1 protein-coding gene and 2 pseudogenes are annotated in these 2850 nt (G+C 68.8%); all 3 read right to left on the bottom strand.

The window, feature by feature from the left end; translation table 11 throughout:
• A pseudogene (locus K8V11_RS13590) lies at positions 1–608 on the bottom strand (hypothetical protein); the annotation flags it as partial.
• A gap of 244 nt (positions 609–852) precedes the next feature.
• Positions 853–1842 (bottom strand): 1,4-dihydroxy-2-naphthoate polyprenyltransferase, encoded by a 990-nt coding sequence (locus tag K8V11_RS13595; RefSeq protein ID WP_303915378.1) that lies wholly within the window; start codon positions 1840–1842, stop codon positions 853–855.
• An 8-nt stretch (positions 1843–1850) separates the two neighbouring features.
• Positions 1851–2850 (bottom strand): annotated as a pseudogene (menE, locus tag K8V11_RS13600) (o-succinylbenzoate--CoA ligase); the annotation flags it as partial.

Here is a 2850-nt window from a genome sequence, read left to right on the forward strand (position 1 = left end):
GCGCGCGCACGGACGACACCATGGGCGCCGGCGCAGGCGTCGAGCGCGTCGCGAATTTCGTCGCGTAGTCGTTGTGATGTGTCGAGGTCGCGGTCGCGTTTGCTATTCAATGCGAATTCGATGAGAACGACGGCGCCTTCGAAGCTCAACCGCTTGGCGCAGTCGGCGACGGTCCGCGCCAATGTCGTGACGGGGATTCCGTCGCGTGCCGTTATCGCTGAGTCGGGAAGTGGCGTGTCAAGTACGCGTACCCTCCCAACCAGCTTCGACCTGGTGTTCTTTCGGGAATTCATAGCAAGCGAGAGCTCGGTGATGGGAGCCGGAATTACGTATTCGGGCAGCTCCCATATTCGCGCAGCAGTCCACACGGAAGCGACATGTCGCGATCCGCGACGGATGATCTCCGCCCGTGCCCATTCGCGGTGAAAGGTCTCTTGGTCGATGCTGGCTAGAGATTCGGTGCAAATGAGGCCGCGTGACGGCTCCATCCACCGGTCCGAGCGAATCATCTTGAGTCGGTGGTAGCGGCTGACGCCCAGCAACTCGGTTTCAGCAATCGAGACAATGTTGAACGGGAGGGAGGAGGTACTTTTCGGAGCATGCTGCACGAATGAATTATCGATAGCTCGGAGAGTGCGTAGGGGGCGCTACCGGCGGTGGCCTTGCGATGTGGGCATGGGCCGTGCCGACTGGACGCCACTTTGTATCGACAAACTCCGATAAGGGAACTCAATTTGAGCGTTCATCGATACAAACTGGCGTCCAGAGCCGTGTCGGTGGAATGGCCGACGAGAACGCGCGCCGCGGGAGGGGTGCGAGGCGCGGGAGGGATTGCAGGGCCGCGGGAGGGGCTCAGGCCAGGAGGGCGGCGATGACGAGGCCGGCCGCCGTGGCCACGGCCCACGCCAGCATGGCCATGCCGGACTTGCCGATCGCGGGCACCAGGTCGGCGCCCATCGCGCGCGTGCGGACCGGCGCGTTCGCCGACCACGCGACCGGCAGGGCAAGGAAGCCGAGTAGCGCCCACGGGGTGGCGAAGGCGAGGATCGCCGTCATGAGTGGCGGTATGAAGATGCCGAGCAGAGCGCACAGGCCGCGGGTGCGCGGATCGCCGAGACGCACGGCCAGGGTGATCTTGCCGGTCTCGGCGTCCGAGGGGATATCGCGCAGGTTGTTGACGAGGTTGACGGTGCACGATAGCGAACCGACCGCAATCGCTACCGGAAGCGCGAACCACGAGATCGACCCGGTCTGGACGAACTCGGTGCCGAGCACGGCGACGAGGCCGAAGAACACGAACACCGCGACCTCGCCGAGACCGCGATAGCCGTACGGCTTGTCGCCGCCGGTGTAGAACCACGCCGCCGCGATGCACAGCGCGCCGATGACGATGAGCCACCACGCGCTCGTCAACGACAGCGCGATACCTGCGACCGCGCCCGTGCCGAGCGCGAGGAACGCCGCGCGCTTGACCGCAGCCGGCCGTGCGATACCCGAGCCGGTAAGGCGAAGCGGGCCGACGCGGTCGTCGTCGGTGCCGCGGATGCCGTCGGAGTAGTCGTTGGCGTAGTTGACGCCGATGATGAACGACCACGCGACCAGCGCCGCGAGCAGCGCCTTCCACCACACGAACTCGCCGGCGAACGCGGCGACGGCCGAGCCGGCAATGACCGGCGCGAACGCGTTGGGCCACGTGCGGGGCCGCGCGCCGGAGATCCACTGCGCAACAGTGGCGCCGCCGGCGGCCGCGTCGCTTCCGGGGGCCGGGGCGTCTGCGCCCGACGGGAAATCGTCGCCCGCTTCGGGGCCTGGGTGGTGGTCGCGTCCGTTGGGTTCACTCACGCCAACCATTATCTCACCCGTCGCTCGATTTCCTTGCGATCCACCTTGCCGTTCGCCAGAACGGGCAGTTCGCCCATGACGTCGTACGTCGCCGGTGCGGAATGGCGGCCGAGGCGCTCGCGCACCCAGGACGAGAGCTCGGCGGGAGGCGGGGCGCTCGCAGAGGGCGCGGGGACGATGGCCGCAGCCAGGCGGTGGCCGAGGCGAACATCGGGCACCCCGACGACCACGGCCTCGGCGATCGCGGGGTGCTCCGTGAGCGCGGCCTCGACGACCTGCGGGACGATCGTGAGCCCGCCGACGGACACCGCGGTGTCGAGACGCCCGAGGATGCGGAGTGCGCCGTCATCGGCAAAGGAGCCGGCATCCTCGGTGCGGAACCAGCCGCGTCGCGAGAACGCCTCGTGGCCGGGGGCATTGCGGTAACCGGCGGCGACGGTCGGGCCGCCGAGCCAGACGCGGGAGTCGTCGTCGATTTCGACCTCGGTGCCCGCGAGTGGGACGCCGTCGTAGACGCAACCGCCGGCGGTTTCGCTGGAGCCGTAGGTGCGCACCACGTGGATATCCGCGGTCGCCGCGCGTTCGAGGAATTCCGGCTCGGCCGCCGCACCGCCGAGGAGGACGGTGTGGAAGCGGGCGAGCGCGGCGGCGGGGCGTTCACTCGGATGGTTGAGGACCTTGCGGAGCTGGCCGGGGATCAGCGAGGTATAGAGCGGGCGGTCACCGGCCGAGGCTTCGAGGGAGCGGACCGCGCCGGGCAGGGAGAGCGGGTCGAAACCGGCGGAGACGTCGAGGACGTGCGGTTCGGCACCGGCGAGCAGGGAACGCAGCACCACCTGGAGGCCGGCGATGTGATGGGCCGGGAGGGCGAGCAGCCAGCGGCCGGGCCCGGCCAGCCGGTCCTCGGTGGCCACGGCCGAAGCGTGGAGCGCGGAGGCGGAGAGCATCGCGCCCTACGGGGTGCCCGTGGAGCCGGAGGTTGCGACAACGAGGGCTGTGTCGTCGCCG

Origin of the sequence: Dietzia timorensis (assembly GCF_020742175.1) — a bacterium.
Taxonomy (GTDB): Bacteria; Actinomycetota; Actinomycetes; order Mycobacteriales; family Mycobacteriaceae; genus Dietzia; species Dietzia timorensis_A.